Annotated in this window: 23 protein-coding genes; 18 read left to right on the forward strand and 5 right to left on the reverse strand. The window is 60.4% G+C overall.

Features of this window, described 5'->3' with window-relative positions; all coding sequences use genetic code 11:
• The first annotated feature begins 100 nt into the window (after positions 1–100).
• From ACMX25_RS07880 to ACMX25_RS07895, 4 genes are all read left to right on the forward strand, one after another.
• A complete protein-coding gene (locus ACMX25_RS07880; protein WP_436231370.1) occupies positions 101–1,459 on the forward strand; it encodes an IS4 family transposase in 1,359 nt (452 codons plus the stop codon).
• A 269-nt stretch (positions 1,460–1,728) separates the two neighbouring features.
• The gene (locus ACMX25_RS07885; protein WP_414949383.1) at positions 1,729–3,237 is read left to right on the forward strand and encodes an MFS transporter; all 1,509 of its coding nucleotides are present in this window, start codon (positions 1,729–1,731) and stop codon (positions 3,235–3,237) included.
• Positions 3,238–3,355: 118 nt separating this feature from the next.
• Positions 3,356–3,610 (forward strand): AbrB/MazE/SpoVT family DNA-binding domain-containing protein, encoded by a 255-nt coding sequence (locus ACMX25_RS07890; RefSeq protein WP_414949081.1) that lies wholly within the window; start codon positions 3,356–3,358, stop codon positions 3,608–3,610.
• Positions 3,610–3,972, forward strand: coding sequence for a type II toxin-antitoxin system PemK/MazF family toxin (locus ACMX25_RS07895; protein WP_414949082.1), 363 nt, complete (start codon positions 3,610–3,612; stop codon positions 3,970–3,972). The genes ACMX25_RS07890 and ACMX25_RS07895 overlap by 1 nt, the downstream gene beginning before the upstream one ends.
• 152 nt (positions 3,973–4,124) lie before the next feature.
• On the opposite strand, the gene ACMX25_RS07900 is transcribed toward ACMX25_RS07895, so the two are convergent.
• The 3 genes from ACMX25_RS07900 to ACMX25_RS07910 all read right to left on the reverse strand — a co-directional run bounded on the left by ACMX25_RS07900 (position 4,125) and on the right by ACMX25_RS07910 (position 7,861).
• Positions 4,125–5,696, reverse strand: coding sequence for a DHA2 family efflux MFS transporter permease subunit (locus ACMX25_RS07900; protein WP_414949083.1), 1,572 nt, complete (start codon positions 5,694–5,696; stop codon positions 4,125–4,127).
• Positions 5,697–5,861: 165 nt separating this feature from the next.
• Positions 5,862–6,656, reverse strand: coding sequence for an ABC transporter substrate-binding protein (locus tag ACMX25_RS07905; protein ID WP_414949085.1), 795 nt, complete (start codon positions 6,654–6,656; stop codon positions 5,862–5,864).
• A gap of 50 nt (positions 6,657–6,706) precedes the next feature.
• A complete protein-coding gene (locus ACMX25_RS07910) occupies positions 6,707–7,861 on the reverse strand; it encodes a methionine aminotransferase (protein ID WP_414949086.1) in 1,155 nt (384 codons plus the stop codon).
• Positions 7,862–7,986: 125 nt separating this feature from the next.
• Here ACMX25_RS07910 and ACMX25_RS07915 point away from each other — a divergent pair, with 125 nt between their 5' ends.
• Positions 7,987–8,907, forward strand: coding sequence for a LysR substrate-binding domain-containing protein (locus ACMX25_RS07915; protein ID WP_414949087.1), 921 nt, complete (start codon positions 7,987–7,989; stop codon positions 8,905–8,907).
• A gap of 65 nt (positions 8,908–8,972) precedes the next feature.
• On the opposite strand, the gene ACMX25_RS07920 is transcribed toward ACMX25_RS07915, so the two are convergent.
• Complete coding sequence (locus tag ACMX25_RS07920) at positions 8,973–10,133, reverse strand: branched-chain amino acid ABC transporter substrate-binding protein (protein ID WP_414949089.1); 1,161 nt, start codon at positions 10,131–10,133, stop codon at positions 8,973–8,975.
• A 290-nt stretch (positions 10,134–10,423) separates the two neighbouring features.
• Between ACMX25_RS07920 and ACMX25_RS07925 the strand changes: the two genes are divergently transcribed.
• The 13 genes from ACMX25_RS07925 to ACMX25_RS07985 all read left to right on the forward strand — a co-directional run bounded on the left by ACMX25_RS07925 (position 10,424) and on the right by ACMX25_RS07985 (position 25,351).
• Complete coding sequence (locus ACMX25_RS07925) at positions 10,424–10,570, forward strand: hypothetical protein (RefSeq protein WP_414949090.1); 147 nt, start codon at positions 10,424–10,426, stop codon at positions 10,568–10,570.
• A gap of 337 nt (positions 10,571–10,907) precedes the next feature.
• Positions 10,908–12,470, forward strand: a complete 1,563-nt coding sequence (locus tag ACMX25_RS07930) for a carbohydrate porin (RefSeq protein WP_414949092.1) — start codon at positions 10,908–10,910, stop codon at positions 12,468–12,470.
• 38 nt (positions 12,471–12,508) lie between these two features.
• A complete protein-coding gene (locus tag ACMX25_RS07935; protein ID WP_414949093.1) occupies positions 12,509–13,660 on the forward strand; it encodes a hypothetical protein in 1,152 nt (383 codons plus the stop codon).
• A gap of 61 nt (positions 13,661–13,721) precedes the next feature.
• The gene (efeB, locus tag ACMX25_RS07940) at positions 13,722–14,993 is read left to right on the forward strand and encodes an iron uptake transporter deferrochelatase/peroxidase subunit (RefSeq protein ID WP_414949095.1); all 1,272 of its coding nucleotides are present in this window, start codon (positions 13,722–13,724) and stop codon (positions 14,991–14,993) included.
• A gap of 99 nt (positions 14,994–15,092) precedes the next feature.
• Positions 15,093–16,118 carry an iron ABC transporter substrate-binding protein gene (locus tag ACMX25_RS07945; protein WP_414949097.1) on the forward strand — a complete coding sequence of 342 codons (1,026 nt, stop codon included), beginning with the start codon at positions 15,093–15,095 and terminating at the stop codon, positions 16,116–16,118.
• Between the two features lie 12 nt (positions 16,119–16,130).
• Positions 16,131–17,774: an ABC transporter permease gene (locus ACMX25_RS07950; protein ID WP_414949098.1), complete on the forward strand. Its 1,644-nt coding sequence runs from the start codon at positions 16,131–16,133 to the stop codon at positions 17,772–17,774.
• 6 nt (positions 17,775–17,780) lie between these two features.
• Positions 17,781–18,836 carry an ABC transporter ATP-binding protein gene (locus ACMX25_RS07955; protein WP_414949099.1) on the forward strand — a complete coding sequence of 352 codons (1,056 nt, stop codon included), beginning with the start codon at positions 17,781–17,783 and terminating at the stop codon, positions 18,834–18,836.
• A 74-nt stretch (positions 18,837–18,910) separates the two neighbouring features.
• The gene (locus ACMX25_RS07960; protein ID WP_414949100.1) at positions 18,911–19,342 is read left to right on the forward strand and encodes a MarR family winged helix-turn-helix transcriptional regulator; all 432 of its coding nucleotides are present in this window, start codon (positions 18,911–18,913) and stop codon (positions 19,340–19,342) included.
• Between the two features lie 81 nt (positions 19,343–19,423).
• A complete protein-coding gene (locus tag ACMX25_RS07965; protein ID WP_414949101.1) occupies positions 19,424–20,128 on the forward strand; it encodes an SDR family oxidoreductase in 705 nt (234 codons plus the stop codon).
• Between the two features lie 34 nt (positions 20,129–20,162).
• Positions 20,163–21,350 carry a thiolase family protein gene (locus tag ACMX25_RS07970; RefSeq protein WP_414949102.1) on the forward strand — a complete coding sequence of 396 codons (1,188 nt, stop codon included), beginning with the start codon at positions 20,163–20,165 and terminating at the stop codon, positions 21,348–21,350.
• A gap of 299 nt (positions 21,351–21,649) precedes the next feature.
• Entirely contained in the window at positions 21,650–22,123 is a 474-nt protein-coding gene (locus ACMX25_RS07975; protein WP_414949104.1) for a hypothetical protein, read from the forward strand.
• Between the two features lie 808 nt (positions 22,124–22,931).
• The gene (gene msrB / locus ACMX25_RS07980; protein WP_414949106.1) at positions 22,932–23,444 is read left to right on the forward strand and encodes a peptide-methionine (R)-S-oxide reductase MsrB; all 513 of its coding nucleotides are present in this window, start codon (positions 22,932–22,934) and stop codon (positions 23,442–23,444) included.
• A gap of 86 nt (positions 23,445–23,530) precedes the next feature.
• Entirely contained in the window at positions 23,531–25,351 is a 1,821-nt protein-coding gene (locus ACMX25_RS07985; protein ID WP_414949107.1) for a cytochrome c biogenesis protein DipZ, read from the forward strand.
• A 36-nt stretch (positions 25,352–25,387) separates the two neighbouring features.
• Here the strand turns inward: ACMX25_RS07985 and ACMX25_RS07990 are convergent, their stop codons facing one another.
• Positions 25,388–26,092: a class I SAM-dependent methyltransferase gene (locus ACMX25_RS07990; protein ID WP_414949108.1), complete on the reverse strand. Its 705-nt coding sequence runs from the start codon at positions 26,090–26,092 to the stop codon at positions 25,388–25,390.
• Positions 26,093–26,131 lie beyond the last annotated feature (39 nt).

A 26,131-nucleotide genomic window follows, 5' to 3' on the forward strand; every position in this document is an offset into this window, starting at 1 on the left:
GTAGCCCAAGGCGTCGTGCGCGGAAGAACGCGTTTACTTTCAATGACGTAGCGCTGCGCTTGTAAACTTTCAGCGGATCGCGTTTACTCTTGCTTTTTGAGTGGACGCATTGGTCACCGAATCGACGCCCTGGACCCAGACGGAATTCAAACAGCTCGAGCTCGGCGATGCGCGCCTGAACAAGCGAGCGAGGCTTTTGATGGAAAGAATGGCGGCCGACCCGATGGCCAGCGTGCCCAAGGCATGCCAGGGCTGGGGCGAGACGATGGCGGCGTACCGCTTCTTCGACAACGACAAGGTCGAATGGCATGCAATTTTGGAGCCGCATTGGCAGCAGACGCAGGAGCGCATGCAGGCCCATCGTGTCGTGCTCTGCGTGCAGGACACATCAGAGCTGGATTTCAATGGACAAGGCGCGATCGGACTCGGGCCGCTGAGCTATGAAGCCCAGCGGGGCATGTATCTGCACCCGACCTACGCGGTTACGCCGCAGCGCGAGCCGTTGGGCATTCTGGATGCGTGGATGTGGGCGCGGGAGAAGAAGGACGAATCCGGCAAGCGTGGCGGACTCAAGGAGAGTGTGCGCTGGATCGAGGGCTATGAGCGCATTGCCGAAATGGCGCCGAGCCTGCCCTCCACGCGTTTGGTGTATGTGGCCGACCGCGAAGCGGATCTGATGTCGCTGATGTTGCGAGCGCAGGAGCTGGGCACGCCGGCCGACTGGCTGGTACGAGCCGCTCATAATCGCTGCCTGCCGGAGGGAGACAAGCTGTGGGAGCGCACGAGCCGTGGGGAAGCTGTCGGGCAAATCGCCTTCACGATGGCTTCGCGCCATGGCGTCAAAGCACGCACGGTGCGCCAGCATCTGTGGGTGCAACGCGTGGAGTTGCCCGCGGGCAAAGGCAAGTGCATCGCTGCGACGTGCCTGGTCGCGCGCGAGTTCGAGGCTCCTGCGGGCGTTAAGCCGATCGAATGGCGTCTGTTGACCAATCGCACGGCCAGCACGGTGGAGGAGGCAGTCGAACTGATCGATTGGTATCGAGCGCGCTGGGAAGTGGAAATCTTGTTCAACATCCTGAAGAACGCGTGCCGTGTCGAGGCGCTTCAGTTGGGCACGATCGAACGGCTCGAGCGCGCGTTAGCGCTGTTTCTGGTGGTGGCTTGGCGTGTGGCTTATTTGATGCGGCTCGGACGAACCTGCCCGGATCTGGACGCGCACCTGTTCTTCGATCCCGATGAAATTCGCTCCGCCTACCTGCTCACGAAAACCCGAGCGCCGGCCCAACCGAAGCTCAACGAAGTATTGCGACTGATCGCGCGCCTGGGAGGTTTCCTTGGCCGCAAGGGCGATGGCGAACCCGGAGCAAAGACCATCTGGCTCGGCCTCCGAGAAGTTCATGTCGCTGCAAAAACATTGCGCCTCTTACGCGACGACGATGGTGACGACACTTCTGTATAAGGGAATGGGCTTAAGCCGGCTTACAAATGGTCGACAGTAATAATTTGAGTAATGTTCCGCGTTTAAACGTGTTCGGTTCGATCCTGACCGGCCGGATGAAATAATGACGTCATACAATCCGGGATGCGATGTTTGTATCGATTCTTCTCTTTTACTCTCCTAACTCCTCGCCCGTGTCTGAATCCGCTCCGCAATCCGCTTCTTCTTCCGCCTCCACGCCACATCCCGAATCCAGATCACCCTTGCCTTTCCGCAACGCACTTCTTGCGATGCTCGGCATTGGCCTCGTCAATATGCTGGTGGCACTTGACCAGACCGTGGTCAGTACGGCGCTGCCGTCCATCGTCGCGGAATTGCATGGTTTCGAGTATTACGCGTGGATTGCGAGCGCGTATTTGCTGGCGTCGGTGGTGACCGTTCCGGTCTTCGGCCGGCTTGGCGATTATTTCGGCCGCAAGAAATTCGTGATTGCCGCAGTGGTCACGTTCACAGCGGCTTCGGTGCTATGCGGCGTCGCCAACGACATGCTGTTCCTCGTGATCGCGCGCGGCTTGCAGGGCGTGGGCGGCGGAATGATGGTCGGCACGGCGTTCGCGTCGATTCCCGATCTCTTTCCCGATCCGCGTTTGCGGGTGCGCTGGCAGGTGGTGATGGCGGCGTCGTACGGGATCGGGACCGCAGCGGGGCCGTCGCTCGGCGGCTGGATGAGCGAGCACTGGGGCTGGCGCTCGACCTTCCTGATCAACCTGCCGGTGGGGATTGCCGCGTTTTATTTCATCTGGGCGCATTTGCCGAATTTCCATCGGCCGCGCGAGGGGGCGGTGAAGATCGACTGGCCGGGCGCGGTGCTGGTTGCCTTGGTGCTCGGCGGCTTGCAGGCATTCATTGAAGCTGTGCCGAAGAGCGGCCTCACTACGGGGAACGTGGTATTGGCGGCGTGCGTGGCGATCGGCGCCGTGGCGTTATTGATATGCGAGCGTCGCGCGACTCATCCGATCATTCCACTCGACCTCTTCAAGGACCCGCAGCTTGTCACGTTATTCACGTTGTCGATGCTGTCGGGTTTCGTGATGTTTTCGCTGATCTTTTTCGCGCCGCTTTTGCTGCAGGGCGGTTTTGGTTTATCGCCTCAGCAAGCCGGATTACTGGCTACGCCAATTGCGATGTTTATTGCCATCGGCAGTTTTATCAATACGCGCATTGTGATTCATTTGCGCAAGCCGACGTTCATCTTGTCGATAGGATTCACGTTGCTGTTATTCGCGTGTATTGCGCTGGCTTTCGCCGATGCTTTCACGCCGCATATCTGGATCGAAATTCCGATGGCGGGCATTGGTATTGGCCTGGGTTTCGTGCTGAATAACCTCAACGTATTCGGGCAGGAAATTGCCGGGCGTGAGCGCTTCGGCATTACCACGGCGTTGCTTCAATCCACTCGAATGGTCGGCGGGATGCTTGGGACGAGCGTGGTGGCGGTGATCGTGCAGCATCATTATCGGGACGTGATTACGCGCACGCTGCGGGTGCTCGGCGAGCCGGTAAGTACGGCGTGGCTGCCACGATTTGCCGATCCGCGAATTCTCATCGATTCCGTGTTGCGTGCGAAGTTGCTGGCGGATCTGGCGCCGGCCGGGCTGGATGGGCCGGCGATGATCGAGAGCGCCCGCGAGGTGCTCGTCCAGTCGATACACATTGGTATCGCGCTGACTGCGGTGGCGGCGTTATCGGCGGTGCTGATGGTGCGGAGGGTGTCGCACATTACGTTTCGGAAGGGGTAGGGGTGGGTTTTACCTCTCGGACGACCCCGGAAAGGCGACTGCAATCGCCGTATAGACATGTCGAAACCTTTTGACAAAGCGTATAGACTTGTCTCAACGTTCACAGGAGGTTGGCATCATGGCCAAAACAGCGACGCTCACGATCCAGCAGTGGGGAAACAGCCTGGCTGTCCGTATTCCCGCCGCCATCGCACGCTCTGCGCATTTCGAGGTTGGTCAGGAAGTCGAGGTGACAACTGACGAGGTCGGCGTGACGGTGAAGCCGGTGGGTCCCCGCAAGCTCACGCTTGCGGAGAAGCTGGCGAAGTTCGATCCCGCAACGCATAGCGGTGAGGTAATGGCCACGAGCCGCATGGGTGTAGAGGCGTTTTGATGGTAGTTGCTTTGTGGGCGCCGGATCGGCGCGACATTATCTGGATTGACTGCAACCCTCAGGTCGATCGCGAGATGAAGGATATGCACCCTATGCTGGTCCTGTCACCGAAGCCATTCAACGAACGGACCGGGATCGTTATCGGACTTCCGATGACAACAGCCGCGTTCAACGACACCAATCCGTTTGCAATCAAGTTCCAGGGGCCGAAAAACGTTACAAGCTACGTGCTTGGACATCAGCCCAAGTCTTTTGATTGGCGGGCGCGGGGAGCGAAGGCCCATCCGTGGAAGCGAGCACCCGATGAGGTGTTTGCAGCTGCATGCGAGCAGTTGAACCAGATTATCGCGATTTGCGACTAGGAAAAGATGAAGCATCGCGAGGCGGCACACGCTCTGCTGACACGTTGCACAGAGCGGTTGAACCGACCATTACTCGTTTTCTGGCTGGGATCGCGGGGTGGACCGGAAGGGACCGCACAAACCCCCGAGTTTCGTCCAGCCCCACACCCACTTCAATGCGCGCCCGCCGCCGCCCCACCGCCGCCACCCTTCGCCCGCTTCGTAATCCAGATAAGCGGAATAATCAGGATGAAGATAACGGCGGAAGCAAAAAAGATATCGTTCAGTCCCATCATCGCGGCTTGGGTATTCACCGTGTAATCGAATAAACCGCGCGCCTGAGCTTCGTTGACATGCAATACCCCCTGCGACGTCTGTATCGACTGCATGAACAACGGGTTATTCACGTTCGCCTGTTCCGTCAGACGTTCGTGATGAAGCGCAATGCGATTGGTCCACGCATTGCCGCACAGCGACGTTCCGACCGCGCCACAAAAAACCCGTGCGAAATTCGATAAACCCGCAGCAGCGGGAATCTTCGACGGCGGCAGTCCCGACAAGATAATCGACGTCAACGGCACGAAGAACAACGCCATCGGAATCCCTTGCAACAGGGTAGGCAGGACCAGATGCCAGGTATCTATCTCGATCACATACTTCGAGCGCATATAAAACACGATTGCGAAACCGATAAACGCCATCGTCGCGACAACACGCGCATCGGTGCGAGGCAAAACGCGGCCCATGACCGGCGCGAGAATCACCGCGAAAATGCCGAGTGGCGCGGTTACCAGCCCCGCATCGACGGAACGGTAATTGAGGTATTGCTGCATCCATTGCGGCAATAACACCAGATTGCCGAAGAACACGCCGTAAGCCACGGAAATGGCGACGGTGCCGCCAAAGAAATTGCGTCCCGCGAAAAGGCGTAAATCCACGACCGGATTCTTCTCGGTCAATTCCCAGACCACGAAGAATGCAAACGCAATCAGCGCAATGATGCCGAGCCAGACGATCACCGGCGATGAAAACCAGTCGAGGTCGCGGCCTTTATCGAGCATGATTTGCAGCGATGCCACCCACGCAATCAGCAGCATGAGTCCAACCGTGTCTATTGGCGCTTTACGCGTGGCCGATTCGCGCGACTTGTAAATAAACCAGGTCACGCTGGCTGCAAAAAGTCCCACTGGAATGTTGATATAGAAAATCCACGACCAGCTATAGCTGTCGGTAATCCAGCCGCCTAACGCCGGTCCGGCGATTGGTCCGACAACGGCGGTCATCGCCCAAAGGGAAAGCGCCATCGACGCTTTCTCCTTAGGATACGAACCCAGCAAGATAGCCTGCGACAGCGGAATCAGCGGCCCGGCAACGGCGCCCTGCAACACGCGCGCGGCGAGCAAAATCGGCAACGTGGGTGCGAGCCCGCAAAGCCAGGAAGAAATCACGAACAACAAAATCGCGCCGACAAACAGCTTGATCTGCCCAATCCGCTGGGTCAGCCAGCCGGTCAGCGGAATCGACACCGCGTTGGCCGCGGCGAATACGGTCACGACCCACGTGCCTTCATCGACGGAAACGCCGAGATTGCCGGAAATAGTCGGGATAGCGACGTTCGCGATCGATGAATCGAGCACGTTCATGAACGTGGCAAGCGCCACGGCAATGGTCGCAAGAACCAGTTGGCCACCTTTCAACGGCGGCGGCGGGGAGGGCGCGGGCGATGCGGCGGGCGCAGTGCTCATGGGATATCCGGAGAAAGCGGCCGCGCCGTGAAACGCGGCGGCCGATTGTGCCAACAACGAAGGCCGCAGTGTGCCAGCGTTCAAAAAACCTCGCTGATCAGGCTGCGGCCTTCATCCGGCCATCAAGCTTGCATCGACTTCGGATATCCCTTGTTTAAAACCACTTTATTTAGCAGAGACGTCGATATCGCCAAGATACTTCTTCGCGAACTTCGCGATTGTCCCATCCGCCTTGAGCTTTGCAATCGCCTTGTTCAGGCGCTGCTTCAACGCGTCATCGTCCTTGCGGATGCCATATGCAATGCCGCTGCCGAGGATCTTGTCGTCGCTGACCGAGCCGCCGGCAAAGCTGTATCCCGCGCCGTCCGGCTTGGACAAGAAGGCCGATTGTCCGGATGCGGCGAGCACAAGCGTACCGTCGAGGCGGCCAGCTTTCAGGTCCGTATAAACCTGGTTCTGATCCTGGTACGGCACGACATTCACGCCCGCGTTCGCCCAATGCGCCTTGGCGAAACTTTCCTGGATCGAACCCTGCAATACGCCAATGTTCTTGCCCTTCAGCGATGCCGCCGTCGGCTCAAGCCCGCTGCCCGTCTTCGCGATCAGTTGCGTGGGCACGCGATACACGACCGTCGTGAAGTCGATAGCCTGGCGGCGTTGATCGGTCGCGTTCATCGCAGAGTTGATTGCATCGAATTTGCGGCCCTGGAGAGCCGGGATCAAGCCGTCGAACGAGGTCTCGACCCACACGCATTTCATCTTCGCCGCGACGCATACCGCATTGCCGACATCGATATCCAGCCCCTGCAGTTCTCCGGACGACGCCTTCGATTCAAACGGCGGATATTGCGCTTCCACGCCGTATCGCAAGGTATCGGACTCGGCCGCGTACACGGCAGCGCTGCACAACGATGAGGCCAGCAGCAGGGCGGCCGACAGAACGCGAGCGGTGTTTTTCATGGAGCGTTTCCCTATGGATGGAAGTTGGATGTTGTTATTGAAAGCAACCATTAAACTGCGCACAAGCGCCGTGCGCCTTCGCGCAGCGTGTCGTCGTCCTTGGCGAAGCTGAGACGGATGATGCGGTTGTCCGTGCCGTCTGTGTAGAACGCCGACAACGGAATGGTCGCGACGCGGGTTTCGCGGATCAGGCGCAGCACGAAGTCGCTGTCCGATTCATCGGAGAACGCGCCGAAGCGCGCCAGCATGAAGAAGCTGCCGGCGCTTGGCAAGAGTTCGAAGCGTGAACCGCCAAGCGCCTCGGCGAGCAGGTCGCGTTTCTTTTGATAGAACTCGCCGAGCCCGAGATAGCTCGATGCGTCTCCGAGTGCTTCGGCGAATGCAATCTGCATGGGGGTATCGGCGGAGAAGGTCATGAACTGATGGACCTTGCGGATCTCGTTGGTCAGTTCAGCCGGGGCGAGCGTGAAGCCGACACGCCAACCTGTCACGTGATACGACTTGCCGAACGACGACACGATCACGCTGCGCTCGGCCAACGCCGGATAACGCGCCATGCTGTGGTGAATGGCGCCGTCGAACACCACGTGTTCATACACCTCATCCGACAACACGATGATCTTCGAATCGCGCGTCAACGCCGTGAGGCGATTGACATCTTCCGCAGTGAACGCGCTGCCGGACGGATTGTGAGGCGAGTTGATAATGATCATCCGCGTGCGCGGCGTGATGGCCGCCGCTACCTCGTCCCAGTCGATATGAAAATCGACCGGCGAAAGTTTGATCGGGATGGGCGTTGCACCCTGCAACTGCACGATGGGACCGTAGCTATCGAATGACGGTTCGAAGTAGATGACTTCGTCGCCGGGATGCACGAGCGCGCTGATCGTGGCGTACAAGCCTTCGCTTGCGCTTGCAACCACGGTGATTTCGCTGCCCGGGTCGTAGGTGCCGCCATACAGCTGCTGCGTTTTCAGCGCGATGGCTTCGCGCAACGCGAGCACGCCGGACATGGGCGCGTACTGGTTATGCCCGGCGCGCATGGCTCGCGCCGCATTATCCACGAGCTTCGGATCACACGCGAAATTCGGTGCGCCTTGCGAGAGATTCAGCGCCTGATGTTCCTCGGCGAGCTGGCCGATCACGGTAAAGATGGTTGTGCCGACATTCGGCAGCTTCGACGCGGGGGTCCAGGCACTTTTCACGACGGTTGTCTCCTGACGGCGCAATTCAAGGTTCCATTGTCATTCGACAGCAGCAATAAAGCGTGGACAATCGAAAGTTTGTCATACTAGCCATGAACCCCGCTCATGGCTTACGAGATCCGACAATGAAACCGCTGCCCTCTCTCGATGTGCTCAAAACCTTTGCGGTCGTGGCGCAGCGACTGAATTTCACCCGCGCCGCCGACGTTTTGAACATCACGCAAGGCGCTGTCAGCCGGCAGATTTCCGGGCTGGAGGCGCATCTGGGTTATGCATTGTTCGTGCGCCAGCCGCGCGGTCTCGCGCTGACGCCGAACGGCGCAATGCTTCTCGCACCGTTGCAGCAGGCGCTGGCGCAGATTACCGAGGCGCTGGAGCGTAGCGGGGCGCAGTCGGGCACGTTGCGGGTGAAATGTCCCACGTGCGCAATGCGCTGGATTTTGCCGCGTGTGATCCGTTTGCAAAATGAACGGCCGGAACTTGTGATTGAAGTCACGGCGGCGGTATCGCACGGGGTGGAGTTCAATGCAGAGCAGTTCGATGCCGCCATTGTGTTCGGGCAGCCGACGTTAAAGGGCGTGAGTTCGCATCATCTATTCGATGAAGTGCTGACGCCGGTGTGTGCGCCGGGCTTGTGGAAAAAGCCGCAGGGCGGCGCTGCAACCGCTACGCCCGATGATCTGGCCGACCAGACCCTGCTGCATCCCACGCGGGACCGGCGCGACTGGCTCAGATGGCTGGAAGCCTATGGATATAAGGGATTGCCGTCGGCGAAAGCGCAGCATTTCGATACGCTCGATCTCGCCATTTCATCGGCCATGCAGGGTTTGGGCGTGACGATCGGGGATTTATCGCTGATCGAAGAGGACTTGCTGGCGCAACGGATCATTACGCCGTTTTCGCTGTGCGTGGCCAGCGGGGCTTCGTATTACCTGATCTATCCGGAGCGGCCGGCGCCTTCGCCGGTCCTGCAGGAATTTGCCCAATGGCTCGAGGAAGAGGCTGCGGTGACGCGGGTAAATCTTCAGGCTTACATGAACAGGTGAGATTCTTTCGCGCTCGAGGGCGGGACTTTAAAGCAGCGGCCCCGTCCCCGAGCGTCCGTTGATTCCTACGTTCCGCTCTTTGTCACGATCGGCACCCAGGCGCCGCCCTTGACCTGATACATCGTCGACGAAGCGTTCTTCAACGCGCCGTTATTGTCGAAGGCGATCGTGCCCGTAATGCCCGGGAACGAAATAGCCTTCAGCGCTGGACGGTACACCTTCGGATCGATGGAATTAGCCTTCTGCATGGCATTGATCGCGGCCCACGCAGCGTCATAACCGAACGGCGCATACGAGAGGATCGCCACCCCGAAATGCTTCTGGAATTTCTCGGCGAACGCCTTGCCCTGCGGCAGCTTTTCAAGCGGGCTGCCATATTCCCACGCCATCGCGCCATCGGCTGCATCGCCGGCGAGCTTCAGGAAATCCGCGTCCATCACGCCGCCGCCGCCCACGAACTGCGCGGTCATACCGAGCTGCCTCATCCGTTTCGCCACCGCCGCCGCTTGCCGGTCGAGGCCGCCAAAGAAGATCAGGTCGGTGCCCGCGCCCTTTAGCGCGGTGAGCTGCGCGCTGAAATCGACGGTCTGGTTGTCACTGTACTGACGCGCGATGATCGAGCCGCCCGCCGCCTTCACCGCTTTCTCGAACTCATCGGCTTCACCCTGGCCGAAGGCCGTCCGGTCGTCGATGATCGAAATCTTCTTCGCTTTCGTTACCGTCACCGCATACGTCCCGGCGGTCCCGGCGTTCTGGGCGTCGCTGGAAATGACGGTGAAGACGTTGTCGAAGCCGCGCTGCGTGATGGTCGGATTCGTTGCCGCAGGATCGATCACGGGAATGCCGGCGTTCTGGTAGACCTGCGACGCCGGAATTGTCGTGCCCGAATTGAAGTGGCCGACAACCACGGCCACGCCGCCATCGACCAGTTTTTGTGCCGCCTGCACGCCGATCCGCGGGTCGGCCTGGTCGTCTTCAGCCTGAATGACGAAGTTGGCCGTCTTGCCGCCAATCTGGATCTTCTTCGCGTTCGCTTCATCCAGCGCCAGTTGCACGCCGTTTTGCAGGTCCTTCCCGTAACCCGCGTTTGCGCCCGTCAGCGGGGCGGCAAAGCCGACCTTGACGTCGAATGTGTCGGCAGCGGCGGATAACGGCAATGCACCCAAGGTGGCGGCAGCGCACGCAAGAATCCAGGCAAGCGGTTTGATATGTGTTCGAAGATGCACTTTTATTCTCCTTCGGGGTTGGACAGGTCCGGCGAGCAAGGCGGTCAGGTTTTGCTTTCGCGTTTTGGTTTTATCTACACATTTTCAACTCCGGGTTTCAACTCGGTTTTTCCCACTGTCCCGATACACGACTGCACCATGGCGGGCACGCTTGGAGCAAGACGGGACTTGCCCGCGTGTGTTGCCATTATCGTGTGGACGAAAAAGGGAGTTAAGCCGGTTGAGCTCGTCGAACTAATTCGCTGGCGACCAGCAGCAGATGCAATTTAGGAAGCCAAATTAGCGGCGTCTTGGCAGTTCGTCGCATCGGCAATGCGGATTTCAGCATAGCGGGTTCAAGCGGATTGCCGAAGCTCGCCAAGCTGGCGCTGGCGTCGGCGTTGATCTACTCCGGCAATACCCTGATGCGGACGTTCAACTATCCGGTTCGACCCTGAAGATTGCGGCACAAGATGAATCGAACGGGAGCAGCGGCCATTCATATCTCATCCTTTATTCATATATATCAAAGACATTACTAAACGGTTTCGAATAGAGGAGTTATGAAGCCGTAAGAAATGGCTTCTTGTAAGGTAGATTTCACCTCTCTGTAATTATAATGAGAATCGTTCTCATTTATATTGACGTTCAAACTTGGCGTGGGTACGATTCGCTTCGCTGGTGCCTTCTGGATGGTGGCCCGGAGGACGTCACTTATGGCGCGTGTCGTAAGAACGTCTTTAGAACAATCAACACGACGCGTTAGCAGCCGTCGCAACAAGAAAGAGGATTTCGATGCAACCCGTCCAGCTCGCTCCGCGCGAATCGCGCGCTGAATCGCGACGCGATTCACGCCCCGACGCGACCCTGCGCGCTGCCCACAAGCGCTTTAGCGCACCTCGCCGTAGTGCGCCCTTCAGCCTTCGCCGGGTGGTGCTCGGTACCAGCGTGGCGCTGTTCGCGCTGGCTTCATCGGCAGCATTCGCCGCGGGCGCGCCTGCCAACCCGGACGCAACCCCTTCAGACGCGCCCGAAGCCGACTTGAACATCCAGGCGCAACAGGCGGGTCAATGGACCGGTGTCTGGTCACGCTCAACCCTGCTTGGCGACATGGGCGGCATCCGCTCATTCCTCGGCCAGTACGGCGTGACTTTGCAAGCGACGGAAGTATCGGAATATCTGGACAACACGCGCGGCGGCCTGAAAACCGGCGGCACGTATGACGGGCTGACCACCGTCACCCTCGGCCTCGATACACAAAAAGCCTTCGGCCTGCCCGGCGGAACGTTCAACGCGAGCGCGCTGCAAATTCATGGCCGTAACCTGAGCGAGTTCAACCTCGGCACGCTGAATACCGCGAGCGGGATTGAAGCGCAGGACACCACCCGGCTGTGGGAGCTTTGGTATCAGCAGTCGTTCCTGAACAAGCGCGTGGACGTGAAGGTCGGCCAGCAAAGTATTGACCAGGAGTTCATGGTCAGCAGCTACGCGGCCACGTTCGTGAACACCATGTTCGGCTGGCCGGGATTGCCGTCGTATGACATGCCTTCGGGTGGACCGGCGTATCCGCTGTCCGGACTCGGCGTGCGCGTACGCGGCCAGATCACGCCCTCATTGACCGCGCTCGCAGGCGTGTTCGACGCAGATCCGCTCGGCAACAACCCGAACAATCTCAGCGGAACGAACTTCAACCTGCATAACGGCGCGATGTATATCGGCGAATTGCAGTACTCGATCAATCAGCCGTCAGACGGCGAAATGGTCGGCGTTCCGCAATCCGGTTTGCCCGGTACGTACAAGATTGGCTTTTGGTACAACAACGAACGCTTCGCTGACCAGAACATTGACAACACCGGCCTGTCGCTCGCCAATCCGCTGAGCAGCGGCACGCCGCAAAACCATAACGGCAACTACAGTTTCTACGCTGTCGCGGATCAGATGATCTGGCGTCCGGACCCTGACGAACCCCGCAGCATTGGCGTGTTTGCGCGCGTGATGGGCGCGCCGGGTGATCGCAACCTGGTGAGCTTCAGCGCCAACGCGGGCATTGTGATGAAAGCCCCGTTCGCCGGCCGTGACAACGACAGCGTGGGCATTGGCCTCGCCTACATCAAGGTCGGCAACCACGTGCATGACCTCGATATCGCCGCGGCAGCCGCAAGCGGCGGCCCATACGGAATTCGTACGCAGGAAACCGCGGTGGAGGCGACCTATCAGTACCAGGTCAACCCGTGGTGGGTCATGCAGGGTGATCTGCAATACACCTTCAACGCGGGCGCGGGCCAGAATCCCAACGATCCCACGCAGCCGTTGCGCAACACGTTCGTCGTCGGCGTGCGCACTACCATCACTTTCTGATCGGCGTGATCTTGAACGCACGCACCCGAGGCTTTTGTATGAAACAACTTATCAAATCCAGAGCGCTTTCGGTCACGCTGTCGACCGTTGCATCGGCTGCGTTGCTGGTGGGCGGCCTTGTCAGCAGCGTGGCGCACGCAGCGCCAATCGGCTTCCTCGAGACACTGCACAAGCACACCACGCTCATCAATACCGTGCCGTCCAACGGCGACCAGAACCCGTATGCAATCGTGGTCGCGCCGGTGTCGTCGGGGACGGTCAAGCAGGGCGACGTACTGGTAGGCAACTTCAATAACGCCGCCAACCTGCAGGGCACCGGCAGCACGATCATCAACTATCATCCCGACACCAAAGAGATGACGGTGTTCGCCACCGTGCCGCGCGACCTGAAGAATTGCCCGGGCGGTATCGGACTTTCCACCGCGATGACCATGCTGAAGTCGGGCTGGGTGATCGTCGGCAGCACGCCAAGCAACGACGGCACGACCGGCACCAAGGGCGCGGGCTGCCTGATCGTGCTGGACAACCAGGGCAAGGTCGCGTCGACTATCGTGAGTGCGAACATCAACGACCCGTGGGGCAACATGGCGGTCGTCGATAACGGCGATCACGCCACGCTGTTCGTGAGTAACGCGGGCTTCGGAGTGGGCGGTGCGGACGGCAATCCGCCGGTCTTCAAGCAGGCAACCATTCTTCGCCTCGACCTGGATATCCCGGAAGGCAAGGTGCCCGTCGTCAAGCAGGAAACGGTGATCGCCAGCGGATTTGGCGCTCAGGCCGACAAGGGCGTGTTCCTCGTTGGACCCACTGGCCTGGCGTTATCGCCGGATCAGAAGCTGCTGTATGCATCCGATGCCATTGGCAACCGCGTGACGGAAATTGACGACCCCATGACGCGCGATACCAGCGCGGGTGTCGGTCGCCAGTTGACCGCCGATGGTTTCCTGCATCGGCCGCTCGCGATGGTGACGGCGCCCAACGGGCACTTGCTGGTGACGAACGCGTTGAACGGCCAGGTTGTGGAGATCGATCCGGCGACGGGCAAGCAACTGTATGCACGCTGGATCGATACCGACAAGGCGCAATCGCCGCCGGGCAATGGCGACTTGTTCGGTATCGCGATGACGCCGGAAGGCGACGGTTTCTACTACGTACAGGACGATGTCAACACGCTGGTCCTGGCGAAGTAAGTGCGTGAAGTAGATACATAAAGTAAGCAAAGCGAAGTAATCAGCACAGCAGGACGACATCATGGCAAACGATCAAGATCCACCGCGCCGGCGCTTTTTGAAAGCAGGCGTTGCCGCAGGCGCGGCGCTGGGCGCAGGTTCAGTCGCGCACGCTGCGGCCAAGGCGCAATTCAAGCAACCTATCGACCCAATGCTCGTGGTCGAGCCGTTTTTCGGCGAGCACCAGGCGGGTATCGTGACGCCGCAGCAGAGCCACACGTACGTGGCGTCGCTCGATCTCACGACCGACAAACGCGACGACGTCATCGGCCTTCTGAAAACGTGGACGGACGCGGCCGCGCGCATGTCGCGCGGCGACACGGCCAAGCCGTTGCCCACCGACGACAAAGCCGCACCCGATTCCGGCGATATCCTCGGCCTCGGGGCAGCGGGCCTCACGATCACGTTCGGTTTCGGCCCGGGGCTTTTCACGCACGACGGCAAGGACCGCTACGGTCTGGAGAAACACCGGCCTGCCGCGCTCGTCGACTTGCCGCGTTTCAACGGCGACCAGTTGCTGCCGCAGAAAACCGGCGGCGACATCCTGATTCAAGCCTGCGCCAACGACGCACAAGTCGCGTTCCATGCAGTGCGTCAACTCGCGCGCATGGGCTACGGCATCGTGGCCATGCGCTGGGGTCAGGCGGGATTTCTCTCCGGTCCGCGTGGACAGACGCCGCGCAACCTGATGGGTTTCAAGGACGGCACCAATAATCCGTCGGTCGCAAAACCGGCGCTGATGAATCAGTTCGTGTGGGCGAAGTCGACCGATGCGCCGTGGATGGATGGCGGCACATACACGGTCGTGCGGCGTATTCGTATCACGCTGGAACACTGGGACACCATGGAGCGCGGTTTCCAGGAACAGGTGATGGGCCGCGAGAAATACAGCGGCGCGCCGATCGGCAAGAAGAATGAATTCGATGCGCTCGACCTCGATGCCGCCGATAAAGACGGCAACCAGGTGATCCCCGAAAACTCCCACGTGCGCTTGTCGAACCAGGCGACGAACAACGGTGCGCAGATCCTGCGCCGTTCGTATTCCTACAACGACGGCACCGATTTTTATATCGAGCGCTGGCCGCCATGGCGCCAGGAAACCGAGTACGACGCGGGGTTGATCTTCGTCGCGCATCAAGCCGATCCGCGCACGGGTTTCATTCCGATCAACGAACGGCTCGCGAAGTTCGACATGATGAACCAGTTCACCACGCACGTTGGCAGCGCGGTGTTCGCGTGCCCGCCGGGCGTGCGGCCGGGTTCGTTTATCGGCGCGGGGCTGTTCGATACCTGATTCAACGTAAGCCAGAAGTCAGAAGCTCAAACCAAGCTCAAGCACTCGCCGGCGCACGCTAACGCACGCCGGCGCACCACAACAAAAGGAATGATTGCAATGAACACCACACGCTCCCTGCCCGTGCTGCGCACGCTTTGCGGCATCGCGGTGCTGGCTGCCGCAGCGGCGTTGCCGCTGAACTCGGAAGCGGCGACGCTGACCTTGTACAACGCGCAACACGAGCAAGTTGTGGCTGCGCTCGCGAAGGATTTCGAAAAGCAAAGCGGCATTTCGGTGAAGGTTCGTAACGGTGAAGGCCCGGCCATGGCGGCGCAACTCGTCGCGGAAGGATCGGCTTCTCCCGCCGATGTCTACTTCACCGAGAACTCGCCCGAACTGATGTTGCTCGACGAGAAAGGCCTGCTCGCCAAAACCGATGCGTCCACGCTCTCGACCATTCCGTCACGCTACAACTCGCCGCAGGGCGACTGGGTCGGCGTGCTCGCGCGCGAGAACGTGCTGGTCTACAACACAAAGAAGATCGATGCCGCGCAACTGCCGGCATCGCTGATGGACCTGGCCAAGCCGGAGTGGAAAGGCAAGGTCGGCATTGCACCGAGCGACGGCGATTTCCTGCCGGTGGTGAGCGCGGTTATCGCGATGAAGGGCGAAGCGCAAGCGCTGGACTGGCTCAAGGGCCTGAAGAAAAACTCGCAGATCTTCGATGACGACGAAGGCGTGGTGGCAGCGGTGAATCGCGGCGGCGTGGCAACGGGCGTAGTGAACAACTACTACTGGGCGCGCTTGCATGTGCAACTCGGTGACAGCGCGACACGTAGCGCGATCTATCACTTCGGTAACGGCGATGTGGGCGCACTCGTGAACGTATCGGGCGCGGCCGTGTTGAAGTCGAGCAAGAACCAGCAGGCGGCGCAGCAGTTCCTCGCGTATCTGGTGAGTGAACGTGCGCAGGACCTGATGGCCAAGGGCAAGATTGCGTTTGAATATCCGCTGCATGCAGGCGTTTCTCCCGACCCGCTGCTCAAGCCTTTTGACCAGTTGAGCCCGCCGTCGTTGACGGTTGAACAACTCGGCGATGACAGCAAGGCCGCGAAGCTGATGCGCCAGGCCGGACTACTGTAAGCGCAGGAGCGTATGAGCGAAGTCGTGAAGGCGGTTGGCGTATCCGCGCTGCCTGAACCCCGCAGCCGCAAACGCGCGCCGCGGGGTTTGCTCGTGGCGGCGGGATTGTGCGCGCTGCTCGTGCTGATGCCGCTCGCCTTCACGGTGTATCGCGCGGTGACGTTCGGCTGGGATGACGCTATCGAGCTGATCTTCCGGCCGCTGGTGGGCGAATTGCTCATCAATACGCTGTCCATTACCGTGAGCGCCACGCTCGTATCAGCGGTGGTGGGGACGGCTGCAGCGTGGTTTATTGAACGAACGCGTTTGCCCGGGCGGCGTCTTTGGGCTGCGCTTACGGTCGCACCGCTCGCGATGCCCGCGTTCATCACGAGTTATGCGTGGGTCTCGCTGAGCCTCGATTTGCAGGACTTCGCGGGCGCGTTGCTCGTGATTTCCACCGCGTATTTTCCCCTTGTCTATCTGCCGGTCGCCGCCGCCTTGCGCGGCATGGATCCGGCGCTCGAAGAAAGCGCGCGCTCGCTCGGTTGCGGACGCGTTGGCGTGTTCATGCGCGTGGTGTTGCCGCAATTGCGGCCCGCGCTGCTCGGCGGAATGCTGCTGGTGGCGCTCGGCGTGCTGTCTGAATTTGGCGCGTTCACGCTGCTGCGCTTTCGGACCTTCACTACCCAGATCTACGCCGAATACAGGACGAGCTTCGACAGCAGCGGCGCGTCGGTATTCGCGTGCATTCTCATCGCGATGTGCCTGTTCTGCCTCGCGCTGGAAATGCGCGTTCGCGGCCGTTCGCGCTATGAACGCGTCGATCGCGGCGTGCGGCGTGCCGCATTGCGTTATGAACTCGGTGCGTGGCGATGGGCGGTGGTCGCCGCGTTCATCGTGCTGGCAATCGTGACGCTGGGCGTGCCTATCGGCATGATCGGTTTCTGGCTGACGCAAAGCGGTGCTGCGGCCATCACGCCCGCGGAAGTGTCGCCGGAACTGCTGATTGAATCGACGTTGTCATCGATCGGATATGGGTGCGCCGCCGCGGTCGTCACCACGCTCGCGTGCGTGCCGCTCGCGTTTCTGCTCGTTCGTTTTCCGAGCCGGATGGCGACGACGTTCGAACGCATCGTATTCCTCGCGCAAGGGTTGCCGAGTCTCGTGGTCGCGCTGGCGATCGTATCGCTGGCCGTGCATGCGTTGAGGCCGCTGTATCAAAGTGCTGAACTACTGGTCGTGGCCTACGCCATCCTGTTCCTGCCGCTCGCGCTCGTCAGCGTGCGCGCGGCGTTCACGCAGGCGCAGCCTCGTCTTGAAGAGACGGCCCGATCGCTTGGGCTTAGCTGGCGCGAAACCGTGCGGCGTGTGCTTTTGCCGCTCGCGGGCCCAGGCCTTGGCGCTGGCGCGACCATGGTCTTCATCTCGGTTGTCACCGAACTCAATTCCACGTTATTGCTGTCGCCCAGCGGTACACGCACGCTTGCCACTCAAGTGTGGATCGATACCTCCACGCTCGCGTTCGCCGCCGCTGCGCCGTATGCCGCGTTGCTCGTGGGTATTTCGCTGGCGGCATCGATTGCGCTCTTCACGTTGCTCGGGCGATCGGCGGTTGGCGGGCGTGCGGCGGTTTTAAAAGAAGGACTGCAGGCCGGTTCGCCGACTGACAAGTAAATCGATATGAGCGAACTTCGCGTTACCAGCCTGACCAAATCCTTCGATGGTCAACCCGTGCTTCATGGCGTCGATTTATCGGTGGAACGGGGCACTCTGCTTGCGTTGCTCGGGCCGTCCGGCAGCGGCAAGACCACGCTGTTGCGCGTGCTCTGCGGCTTCGAACGGGCAGACGGCGGCACCGTTGAAATCGATGGTGTACGCGTGGCCGGGCCGGGCATTCACGTGCCGTCTGAAGCACGGCGAATAGGCTACGTGCCGCAGGAAGGCGCGCTTTTCCCGCATCTTTCGGTCGCCGATAACATCGTCTTCGGCTTGCCGAGGCAGCAGCGTCGGGCGCGGTATCGCGTGGATGAATTGCTGGCGCTCGTTGGTCTGCCCGCCGCGTATGGCGACCGGCCGCCGCAGGCATTGTCCGGCGGACAGCAGCAACGCGTCGCACTCGCACGCGCACTTGCGCCGTCGCCCTCGCTCGTGATGCTCGACGAACCTTTTTCTTCGCTCGATGCCGCGTTGCGGATCGAAACGCGTGAAGCCGTGGCGAATGCGCTTGCGGCCACGGGCGCGACCGCGGTGCTGGTCACGCACGATCAGGCCGAGGCGTTGTCGCTTGGGCACGAGGTCGCGGTGTTGTGGCGCGGCCGTCTTGTGCAGACGGATTCGCCGGAGGCGGTGTATCGGCGGCCCGTGTCGCGTGAGCTGGCGAGTTTTGTCGGCGACGCGGTGATCGTGCCGGGATCGATCGATGCCCGGAATTCAAAGCAGGTGATTTGCGAGTTCGGCACCTTGCCGATCGCACGCGCGATGGCCGCGATCGATGTCGATGTGATGATCCGCCCGGAGCAGATCCGGATTGTGCCGGATCATCAAACGAACGGCGACGGCGTTCAGGCGGTGGTCGAGAAAGTCGTGTTCTATGGTCACGATGCCAGCGTCATGCTGCGCTCCCTCACCGGCGAGCGTGGCGTGCAGATTCGCGTCGCGGGGCATTCGCATCCGCGTGTCGGCGAACGCATTGCGCTGTCGGTCGAAGGCGATGTCGTGGCGTATCCCAAGGGGTAATCGAGGAGGTGGTCCCATGGCCGGCGATTTCCCTCACCTTGACAAAGTGCATATACACAATTATAATGACCGCCATGACTACCCAAGATCTGACCTACCTCGATTGCAACTGCTTCGCCATCCGTCAGGCGGCGCGGTTTGTGTCGCAGCTTTATGAGCGCCACGTTAGCCAAGCAGGGGTGACGGCGGCGCAGTACACGTTGCTTGCGGCAATCCATCGGCGGCCCGGCGTGACCATGGCTGAGCTCGCGGACGCCATGGTGATGGAGCGGACCACGCTGGTCCGAGCATTGAAGCCCTTGCAGCGTGACCGTCTTGTGATTGCTGCCCAGCAAGACGCGAGTACGCGCGCCGTGGCGTTGTCGCTGTCGGACGCGGGCAAGAAGACGCTTGGCGAAGCTTCAGTGCATTGGCGCGAGGCCCAGAACGAATTCGAGGACAAGTTCGGCCGGGAACGCGCTGGAGAACTGAGAAAGTCGCTGCTTGAATTGACATCGACGGAATAATCGGCGGACTGAACAGTCGCCCGGCCCCAAACCGGGCGTTTTTTGTACCCTATTTAGTGCATATGCACAACGGAGATTGGCATGGAAATCAAAGGAAAAGTCGTATTGGTGACGGGTGCAAATCGCGGCCTTGGCGAGCAGTTTGCGAAGGCGCTGCTCGCGGCGGGGGCATCGAAAGTGTATGCATCGGCGCGCGATAAAAGTCAGGTCAAAGTGCCCGGCGTGGAACCGGTCCAACTCGACGTCACGAACGCGCAGAGCATTGCCGCGGCGGCCGAGCGCCTGACCGACGTGCAGGTTGTCATCAACAATGCAGGCGCGATCATCGGCGGTTCGTTGCTGGATAGCGCGTCTGTCGACGCCGTGCGCTCGCAGGTCGAGACCAACGTGATCGGTCCGCTTGCCATCACGCAGGCGTTCGCGCCGATCCTCAAGCGCAACGGCGGCGGCGCGGTTGTCAACATCCTGTCGGTGTTGAGCTGGCTGACGATCGACACCTCGGGTACGTATAGCGCGTCCAAATCCGCCGCGTGGGCGATCACGAACGGCTTGCGCACTGAATTGCGCGGGCAGAACACGTTGGTGGTGGGCGTGCATCCCGCGTTTATCGATACCGATATGACTGCGGGAATCGATGCACCGAAGACATCGCCGGAAGAGGTCGTGCGTCAGGTGCTTGAGGGCATTGAGCAAGGCAAGGAAGAGATTCTCGTCGATGACGTCGGCCGTAACGTGAAGGCGTCGTTGTCGACGGCCACGCCTGCGTATCTCGCGCCGGCGCACTGAGTTTTGGGCTGAACCACGCAAGGAGCGAAGGACCATGACTCAACTACGTGAAATCGTGCTGTGCGAGCCGGTCAGGACTGCGATCGGCGCATTCAACGGCGCGCTGAAAGGCACGCCGGCGACGGACCTTGGAGCCGCCGTTGTCCGTGAAACCTTGCGGCGTGCCGGGGTGGCGGGACAGGACGTGGATTCGGTTACCTTGGGTAACGTGATCCAGGCGGGCAACCGCATGAATCCGGCTCGTCAGGCGGCCTTGAACGGGGGCTTGCCTGTAACAGTCCCTGCGCTGACGGTGAACCGTGTGTGCGGGTCGGGCGCGCAGGCGATTGTATCGGCGGCTAACGAGATCACCGCCGGGTTCGTGCAGCTTGCGGTGGCGGGCGGCATGGAGAACATGGACCGTGCGCCATATCTGCTCGACAACGGTCGCTTCGGGTATCGGATGGGCAATGCGGAAATCCACGACAGCATGTTGCGTGACGGTCTCGACGACGCCTTCTCCGGAAAGCATTCCGGCTGGCACACCGAAGATCTCGTGACGCAAATGGACATCACGCGCGAGGCGCAGGACCGCTTCGCCGAGCGCTCGCAGCAGCGTTTTGCCGCGGCGCAGGCGAAGGGTCTGTTTGCTGCCGAAATTGTTGGCGTGGACGTCAAAGCCGGGAAGCAAAGCGTCGTCTTCGATACCGACGAACAGCCGCGTCCCGACACCACGTTTGCCACGTTGTCCAAACTGCGGCCCGCATTCCGTCCCGATGGAACGATTACCGCGGGCAACGCGCCGGGCCTGAACAGCGGCGCGGCAGCAATGCTCGTAGCCGATCGCGCGTTCGCCGAGCGCAAGGGGATCAGGCCATCGGTGCGGCTGGTCGCGTATGGTATTGCAGCCGTCGAACCGGGCATGTTCGGTCTTGGGCCGGTGCCTGCCGTGCAGCAGGCGCTGGACCGCGCCGGCTGGAAGCTGGGCGATCTCGAACGCATCGAGATCAACGAAGCATTCGCCGCGGTGCCGATTGCGGTGGCGCGCAAGCTCGGTTTGCCCGATGACGTGGTGAATCCCGAAGGCGGTGCGATTGCGCATGGCCATGCTATCGGCGCAACTGGCGCGGTGCTGGTCACGCGTCTCGTTCACGCGATGAAACGCGACGGGCTTAAGAAAGCGATGGTGACGCTGTGTATCGGCGGCGGGCAGGGGATTGCGCTGGCGCTGGAAAGCGTTTGATGTGCTTGGCTATTGAAAAGGAAGGCGTCGTCTGAAATCCCAATGAATGTGGTGCGATGCACAAGGGTTAACTTCGTCTCTCGCGGCACGACTTTCAACGCCGGACTCACTCAGGATCATCAAACAAACGCGGTCTAGCGCGCTAATCAGGCGAATAATGCGGAAGGTTGGCGGATTATGGCGATAGTCTTTCGCATGAGTACGCAATGCGGACAGTAAGGTGAAAGCTCGTTTTGGCGACGCCTCGGAATCAGCCTGATCCGGACGCCGCCATTCCTGTTTCAAGGAGTGCACGCGCTATGAAAATCCCCCTGTCCGCCGGCATTGCCGTGATGTTGCTGAGCACCAGCGCGCTCGCGCAACAACCAGTCGCCATTCCAATGCGCAGCCAAAGCCCGGGGCAAACCAGTATCGACAGAGGCATGTGCTACAGCTACGCCAATCAACACACCGGCGTGGTGATGGCACGCGTGTCTCAGGCGCCTGAGAAACCGAGGACCGTGAAGCCTGGTGCGATTCATCCTGTGCCGGTGGCGACGCCGTTACCATCAGCGATTGCGCCCGGGTCCGACCCGGTCGCGGGATTGGGACTGGCCGCTTCTGCAACGCCCACGCCTGGGGTGGCTTCGGATGCGCGGGCTGCGGCAAATGCGAGTTCTTCAACTTCTGCCGATGCACCCATGCCAGCGTTGCCGCCGCCGGAACCGCCGATGGTTCAGTATTGGCGCTCGTATGGAGAATGTATGACGGGGCGGGGGTATTTGGTGCAGTGAGGTTTTTTGCTCGCGACGAGGGATGGACGGGTGATTGGGTTAGCGGTCGGGGTCAGTGCCGGGTTGCCAGGTTCTTGCGTTAGCGGTCGGGTTCAGTGCCGGGTTGCTGCTTTCCAGGTCTTCGCGGGTTTTATGTTGGCTGTTTTCTTTATCACTATTAGCCACTGCGCGTGGCGGCGCGTCATTTCTTGGTCCTTAGCGACAAAGAAACGAAGCAAAGAAAACGCTTTCACCGCTCTACCCTAAGTGTCCACAGCGTGCAGTTTTCATTCATGGGTGCCCCAAAAGCACGGTGCTCGCCAGAACCACCGATGTTTGAACCCCTCCTTCTCGCGAATCCCGACACGAACACGCTTCGCCCCGTACGCTCTCGGGCAAGCTCCAATTAACCGTCAAGCAACCGCCCGGATCTACCCCCACCATACGCATGGCAAGTCGATATTCATCAAATTACGATATATTTCGTGAAATATAGCGTAATTTGGAATATGGAATGCCTGTAGATCATCCGTAGATCAACCAAATGAATTTTAATGGGCCACGTGTAACCCACTGTGTTCCCTGGACGAACTAGCTTATAGACGCACGGTGAATGTTGCGATTTAAAACACGCCGCATTCAAGACCCGGTTGAAACAGGCCTCAGGTTTCTTAAATTAATCACGGTTTTTTCGGTCGTAAGGGATTAAAGCCGTGATTGACGTGTTTGCCTGTTAGAACCCCAACCAAGGTTCTCCGTAGCAACCCGGAAGGCCGTCCGTACGCAGTACGACTTTCCCCAAAGCGTAAGTCTTGTTCAGGAGCACATCATGCAAACCCGGCGCCGGTTTATTTTTGCAGGCAGCGTCTTCGCAGCAGCAGCGTTCGCCGCATTCAATCAACGTCACGTAATGGGTGCCACCGGAGGCAGCAGCACCGCCGACGAAGCCTTCGAAGTCGTCCACCCCGACGACCAATGGCGTAGCCTGCTCACGCCCGCTCAATACAACGTGCTCCGCCATGAAGGCACGGAACGCCCCTACAGCAGCCCTCTGAACAACGAACATCGCAACGGCACGTTTGCTTGCGCCGGATGTCAGCTAGACGTCTTTTCTTCTCGCACAAAGTTCGACAGCCACACTGGCTGGCCAAGCTTCTGGGCACCGCTCGATCACGCAGTGGCAACGCACGAAGACTTGTCCTTCGGCGTATCACGCACCGAAGTGCACTGCCGACGCTGCGGCGGCCATCTCGGACATGTCTTCGATGACGGCCCCAAACCCACCGGCTTGCGCTATTGCATGAACGGCCTGGCAATGGAGTTCAAACCCGCCGCGGCCTGAACACGCTTCCCGATCCGCTGCACAAGCTCTCGAAACTGCTTTGCGCCGCACCCCGACCACCCGAAGACCTAAGAACTTTCACGCTCATGTTACTCATTGTCCTGGCTTATCTCGGCGGCGCACTCACTATCCTGAGCCCGTGCATCTTGCCCGTGTTGCCCTTCGTGTTCTCGCGTGCAGACCAACCATTCGTGCGCAGCGGCCTGCCTTTGCTGACCGGCATGGCGATCACTTTCGCCGCAGTCGCAACGCTCGCCGCAGTGGGCGGCGGCTGGGTCACGCAGGCGAACCAATACGGCCGTTGGCTCGCCGTCGCATTGCTGGCCATCTTCGGCCTGACGCTGCTGCTGCCAAGCTTCGCCGAGCGCCTCATGCGTCCGTTTGTCAGCGCGGGCAACCGTTTGTCCGAATTCGCTCAAGCCGGCGGACAACAAGTGCGCCCAAGTTCGTCGTTCCTGCTGGGCATTGCGACCGGTTTGCTGTGGGCGCCGTGCGCCGGCCCAATATTAGGCCTCGTACTGACAGGCGCGGCACTGCGCGGCGCGAGTGTGGGCACAACGCTGCTGCTCGTCGCGTATGCGGCAGGAGCGGCGACGTCGCTGGCGGTCGCGTTGCTCATCGGAGGCCGAGTGTTTGCAGCGATGAAACGCTCGCTCGGTGCAGGCGAGTGGATTCGTCGCGGCATTGGCGCCGCGATGCTGCTTGGCGTCGTCGCCATCTCGTTAGGACTCGATACCGGCGTGCTCGCTCGCGTGTCCACAGTTGCAACAGGTGGCATCGAACAGAAACTGGTGGATACATTGTCGGGCGGTTCTACACCGGCCAAAGCTGCCACTAACAACAACGTCGCGTCTGCCCAAACCACCGCGGCAACAGACGCTGCCGCCGGTCCCGCCATGATGAAAGCAGCCGCCACCAACGAGGCGCCGTTGTCGCTGCCGGTGGAGGGCGAATTGCCGTCTTTGTCGGGCGCCGTTCAATGGCTCAATTCGCCGCCGCTGACGGCGCAGGATTTGCGCGGCAAGGTCGTGCTCGTGGATTTCTGGACCTACTCGTGCATCAATTGTTTGCGTTCGCTGCCTTACGTGAAGGCGTGGGCGCAGAAGTATCGCGATCAGGGGCTCGTGGTGATCGGTGTACATGCGCCCGAGTTTGCATTCGAGCGCAACGTGGACAACGTCAAGCGCGCGACACACGATCTGGGTGTCGATTATCCGGTTGCCATCGATAACAACTACGCAATCTGGCGCGCATTCGGGAACCAGTACTGGCCGGCGCATTATTTCATCGATGCCAAGGGGCAGGTTCGCTTCCATCACTTTGGCGAAGGCGACTACGCGCATTCGGAACAGGTGATCCAGCAGTTGCTGGCAGAAGCCGGTCACGCAAATGCAGGCGCGATGGTCAGCGACGACACTGTGGCGAAAGGCGTGCAAATGGCGGCCGATAACGCCGACATGCAGTCGCCGGAAACGTATGTAGGCTACGAGCGCGCAGAGAACTTTGCCGATCGCGGCGGTGCATCGCATGATCGCGTGCACAGCTATACCGCGCCTGCTTTGCTCGGGCTCAATCAATGGGGCTTGGCGGGCGTATGGAACGTGGGTTCGGAGCAAGCGACGCTGGCGGCATCGACAGGCACCATCGTGTATCGATTCCACGCGCGTGACTTGCATCTCGTGCTCGGACCCGGAAAGGGCAACAAGCCGGTGAGGTTTCGCGTGAGCATCGATGGCGCGGCGCCCGGCGATGCGCACGGGTCGGATGTGATGGCCAACGGCACTGGCACGGTCACGGAGCAGCGTTTGTATCAGCTCGTGCGGCAGTCAGGCGATGTGAAGGATCACACCTTCACCATCGAGTTCCTGGATCCGGGCGTCGAGGCATACGCATTCACGTTCGGTTGATCGGCTAGCAACGAGCAACGTATGCACGGCGCGATGTCATGCGTCGCCAAAACGATAGATCAGCAGCCTGCCTTTATAGGCGGCGGTATCGTCGAAAGCGATTTTGTCCAGGCGTTCCTCGCGCATGTGAAAGCCGCGTTCGCCCATTTGGCGGTTGAACGCGGCGCGGTTGCCGCGGTCAGGGTCCACGATCCAGACCTCGGCCGCCGGCGATGCATGCAGCCCGATAAACGCGGCGAGCGTCGCGTTGGCATCGCGTTCATAGAGCAGGTCGCTGCCCATGATCAGGTCGAAGCGGCCATCGACAATACGGCGTCCTGAATCATCTTCCAGCGTATCTTCCAGTTCAGGAATCGACCAGTTGCCGTGCCGGTATTTCATGGGTGGCAAGTGATTCAGGCGCAGGTTTTCTTTCAGGAAGTCGCCGGTTAGCGGATGACAATCGCTGGCGGTGACATCGGCGCCGCGACGGTGTCCGACGAGACTGGCGAGCGCCAGTCCGCAACCGATTTCGAGAATTCTTTCACCCATCAAAACCGGTCGCAGGGCGAGGCGCGCGGCGAGATGCGCGCCGGATGGCCACAGCATGCCGAACAGCGGCCACATGGCGGAAGAGATGCCGATTCGTTCAGCGTCGCCGGCGGGATCGGAGAATTGCTGAAGGTCCAGCAGCGAACGGATGATCAGGTCTTCAACGCCGACAACGGCGATGTTTTGTTGCTTGGTCAGGTAACCGGGCATCAGGGAGGCGCGGAAGTGAAGCCGCGCGGGAGGATGGGC

The sequence above is a fragment of the Caballeronia eucalypticola genome (assembly GCF_047608185.1).
In the GTDB taxonomy this organism is placed as follows: domain Bacteria; phylum Pseudomonadota; class Gammaproteobacteria; order Burkholderiales; family Burkholderiaceae; genus Caballeronia.

Excerpts from the sequence above, each read along its gene's own strand:
- ACMX25_RS07885 (WP_414949383.1), top strand. The coding sequence starts at position 1,729 with ATGCTCGGCATTGGCCTCGTCAATATGCTGGTGGCACTTGACCAGACC.
- ACMX25_RS07890 (WP_414949081.1), top strand. The coding sequence starts at position 3,356 with ATGGCCAAAACAGCGACGCTCACGATCCAGCAGTGGGGAAACAGCCTG.
- ACMX25_RS07895 (WP_414949082.1), top strand. The coding sequence starts at position 3,610 with ATGGTAGTTGCTTTGTGGGCGCCGGATCGGCGCGACATTATCTGGATT.
- ACMX25_RS07900 (WP_414949083.1), bottom strand. The coding sequence starts at position 5,696 with ATGAGCACTGCGCCCGCCGCATCGCCCGCGCCCTCCCCGCCGCCGCCG.
- ACMX25_RS07905 (WP_414949085.1), bottom strand. The coding sequence starts at position 6,656 with ATGAAAAACACCGCTCGCGTTCTGTCGGCCGCCCTGCTGCTGGCCTCA.
- ACMX25_RS07915 (WP_414949087.1), top strand. The coding sequence starts at position 7,987 with ATGAAACCGCTGCCCTCTCTCGATGTGCTCAAAACCTTTGCGGTCGTG.
- ACMX25_RS07930 (WP_414949092.1), top strand. The coding sequence starts at position 10,908 with ATGCAACCCGTCCAGCTCGCTCCGCGCGAATCGCGCGCTGAATCGCGA.
- ACMX25_RS07935 (WP_414949093.1), top strand. The coding sequence starts at position 12,509 with ATGAAACAACTTATCAAATCCAGAGCGCTTTCGGTCACGCTGTCGACC.
- efeB (WP_414949095.1), top strand. The coding sequence starts at position 13,722 with ATGGCAAACGATCAAGATCCACCGCGCCGGCGCTTTTTGAAAGCAGGC.
- ACMX25_RS07945 (WP_414949097.1), top strand. The coding sequence starts at position 15,093 with ATGAACACCACACGCTCCCTGCCCGTGCTGCGCACGCTTTGCGGCATC.
- ACMX25_RS07950 (WP_414949098.1), top strand. The coding sequence starts at position 16,131 with ATGAGCGAAGTCGTGAAGGCGGTTGGCGTATCCGCGCTGCCTGAACCC.
- ACMX25_RS07955 (WP_414949099.1), top strand. The coding sequence starts at position 17,781 with ATGAGCGAACTTCGCGTTACCAGCCTGACCAAATCCTTCGATGGTCAA.
- ACMX25_RS07960 (WP_414949100.1), top strand. The coding sequence starts at position 18,911 with ATGACTACCCAAGATCTGACCTACCTCGATTGCAACTGCTTCGCCATC.
- ACMX25_RS07965 (WP_414949101.1), top strand. The coding sequence starts at position 19,424 with ATGGAAATCAAAGGAAAAGTCGTATTGGTGACGGGTGCAAATCGCGGC.
- ACMX25_RS07970 (WP_414949102.1), top strand. The coding sequence starts at position 20,163 with ATGACTCAACTACGTGAAATCGTGCTGTGCGAGCCGGTCAGGACTGCG.
- ACMX25_RS07975 (WP_414949104.1), top strand. The coding sequence starts at position 21,650 with ATGAAAATCCCCCTGTCCGCCGGCATTGCCGTGATGTTGCTGAGCACC.
- msrB (WP_414949106.1), top strand. The coding sequence starts at position 22,932 with ATGCAAACCCGGCGCCGGTTTATTTTTGCAGGCAGCGTCTTCGCAGCA.
- ACMX25_RS07985 (WP_414949107.1), top strand. The coding sequence starts at position 23,531 with ATGTTACTCATTGTCCTGGCTTATCTCGGCGGCGCACTCACTATCCTG.
- ACMX25_RS07990 (WP_414949108.1), bottom strand. The coding sequence starts at position 26,092 with ATGCCCGGTTACCTGACCAAGCAACAAAACATCGCCGTTGTCGGCGTT.